Source organism: Mycobacterium sp. NPDC003449 (assembly GCF_053588415.1).
This window is the reverse complement of record NZ_JBSFPX010000345.1, coordinates 1-2,978: the sequence shown is the minus strand read 5'-3', so window position 1 is coordinate 2,978 and position 2,978 is coordinate 1. Positions and strand designations below refer to the sequence as shown.

Annotated in this window: 1 protein-coding gene; it reads left to right on the top strand. The window is 68.3% G+C overall.

The genetic code is table 11. The features are described from left to right. The first annotated feature begins 152 nt into the window (after positions 1–152). Positions 153–2,960: an ATP-binding protein gene (locus ACWDTP_RS38050; protein WP_450028381.1), complete on the top strand. Its 2,808-nt coding sequence runs from the start codon at positions 153–155 to the stop codon at positions 2,958–2,960. The last annotated feature ends 18 nt before the right edge of the window (positions 2,961–2,978 follow it).

Below are 2,978 nucleotides of genomic sequence, written 5' to 3'. Positions count from 1 at the left end.
CACGTCCGCAACGCCTTCACCAAACTCGGCATCACCTCCCGAACCCAACTCAAACAACTCACCCACCCCCCGGAGTGACCGACAGCAAATCGCTGGCAGGGGCGCGCCTACAATGCATGTGCACCCCGTAAAAACGGTAGACAGGACACCCGGTGCGGCCTTCAACCGGACTCTTCGATGTCGGCGGCCAAGGTCTGGTCACGCCGCCGATTCGGGGACGGGCGGACGAGCTGAGGCTGATCGGCGCACTGGTTGCCGCGGTAACCCGGGGGCACGGCGGCGTGCTGGTCATCGAGGGCCCGCCGGGCATCGGGAAGAGTCGGTTGCTGACCGAGGTGTTGGCGCTGGCAGGCAAGTGCGGGGTGCGCACCCTGTTCGGGGAGGCGTTCGAGTACCAGCAGACGGTGCCGTTCTTCTCGCTGTTCATGGCCACGCTGCGGGCCGATCCGCCGGTCGGTGATGTCGAAGTGTTGCGCGAATTGGGTGGCTCAGCCGACCTGCGCTACTGGGTGGTCCACGACCTGCACAACGCGATCTGCGCGGCGGCCGCGCAAACTCCGTTGGCCATCGTGTTGGAGGACATTCACTGGGCCGACAACGGAACGCTGTTGGCGTTGCGCTCGCTGGCCACCGCGTCGGATGTCGCGGTGTTGTGGGTCTTGACCACCCGTGCCGGAACCGGCGGGCAAGCGGTGCAGGAAACCTTGTCGGTGCTGCACCGCAGGAACGCCACATTCGTGCGGTTGGGGGCGATGACGCCGGACGCGGTCGCCGATATGGTCGGTGACGCCGTCCGGGCGAAAGCCGATGTGTCGCTGCTGAATCTGGCCGCCAAGGCGCACGGAAATCCGTTTCTGGTCACCGAACTGGTCGGGGGCCTGAGCGAGGAAGATCGGCTGACCGTCGACGGTGGACGCGTGGTGGCCACCGGAGACGGGCTGCCGCGGCGTCTGGGTGTCGGTATGCAACAGCGGCTGGACCTGCTCTCCGGCGAGGCGTCCGAGGTGGTGCGGGTGGCCGCGGTGCTGCCCGATCGATTTTCCGCCGGGCTGCTGGCGGCGATGCTGGACCGGCCGCCGACGTCGTTGCTGTCGGCGCTTGAGGAGGCCGTGCGCGCGGACCTCTTCGTCGAGGACGGTGCGCAGTTGAGGTTTCGGCACGATTTGCTGCGCGAGGCCACCCGGCAGTCGCTGCCGCAGTCGTTGCGTCGGGCGATGGAGCGGCAGTCGGCGTCGGTCATGCTGGGGATGGGCGCGGCCCCGGCCGAGGTGGCTACCCAGCTGGCGCGCAGCGCCGAACCCGGAGACATGGAGGCAGTCGATGCGTTGCGCCAGGCCGCCCAATCGGTAGGCCACAACGATGCCAACGCCGCCGCGGATCTCAGCAAGCGCGCACTCGAACTACTGCCCACCAATCATGCTGACCGCGGGTCACTGGTCGCCGAGACCGTGGAGTGGCTCAACCGGGCCGGCCGCTACGGCGAGGCGGAAGGATTGGCCGTCGTCGCGCTCGCGGGGGCGGCCTCACCCGAAGTCGAGGCCGAGATCCGGCTGCGGCTCCTGACCCAAACCAAGCACAGCTCCCCGCAGCGGATCGAGGAGAACCGCCGAGCGCTGCAGTTGAGTGGCATCAGTGAGGTCACCCGGGCCCGGCATCTGGCGTGGCTGGCCTACAACCTTGTGTTGCAGGACAAAAGCGGGCAATGGCGCACCGCGGCCGACGAAGCCGCCGCCGCCGCGGCGGCCACCGGTGATCTCGAGGCCACGATCATGGCCGAGGTCACCCACGCTCTGATCGATTCCGGTGAGGGCTACGCGGCCCGTGCACTGGGCCGCCTCGAACGGCTTCGGCCACTCGCCTACACGAATGAAACCGCGTTGGCACATGCCTATGCCCGGATGTTCCACGCGAACCTGCTGGCAGTGGTCGGCCGATTGGACGACGCGACCGTCAAGGTCGCCGAAGGCACGGCACAGGCCGGCCGGGAAGGCAACTCGTTGGCCCTCACCACCTGGGCCGTCTTCGGTGGCTGGGTCCACCTCGCTGCGGGCCGGCTGGCCGCCGCCCGCGACGCGGCCGATTCTCTGCCGCCCCCACAGCCGACGGGCGCGACCGAGCAGGACGTACACCGAATGCTGATCCTCGCCGAGGTGGCGGCGCATACCGATGACCGGAATATGCTGCAGCAGACGGCTAATGATGCGCGCGAGGCCCACTCGATCGGTTCACCTGGCCAACGCCGAGCATCGGCCTACGTGCTGACGCGCGCGGCGTGGTACCGCGACGACGTTCATGAGGCAGCGCGCTGGCTTGGCGACATCAGCCTGCTGGGGACGCCCCTTTTCCCCCACGCATTGGTTCGGTTGGTCTTGGGTGCGCGGGTGGCCTCGGCCGCCGGCGACGCCGGCCTGCGCGCCCGGGTCCTGCAAGCCACCGAGGTACTCGAACGCGAACACCCCCCGGTGCCACTACTGGCCACCGTAGCCAAGCACGCCCGCGCCATCCTCGAACGCGACGCCAACACACTGGTGACAGTCACCAACGCCCTCCACACATCCTCGCGACCACTGCTCTACGCCGCCGCCGCCGAAGACGCAGGCACCGAACTCGCCCGCACCCAACGCAACACCGAAGCCCTCGACCACCTCAACACCGCATTCGACACCTACACCGAATGCGAAGCCATCGCCGACGCCCGCCGCGTCGGCCGCGCACTACGCCAACTCGGCGCCGAACGCCGCATCGTCACACACCCCCGCGCCCGAACCGGCTGGGACAGCCTCACCGACTCCGAACTCACCGTCATCAACCTCATCGCCCAAGGCGCCACCAACCGCGCCGCCGCACAACAACTCCACCTCTCCCCCCACACCGTCAAAACCCACGTCCGCAACGCCTTCACCAAACTCGGCATCACCTCCCGAACCCAACTCAAACAACTCACCCACCCCCCGGAGTGAGCAGTCCGGCGCCGATCG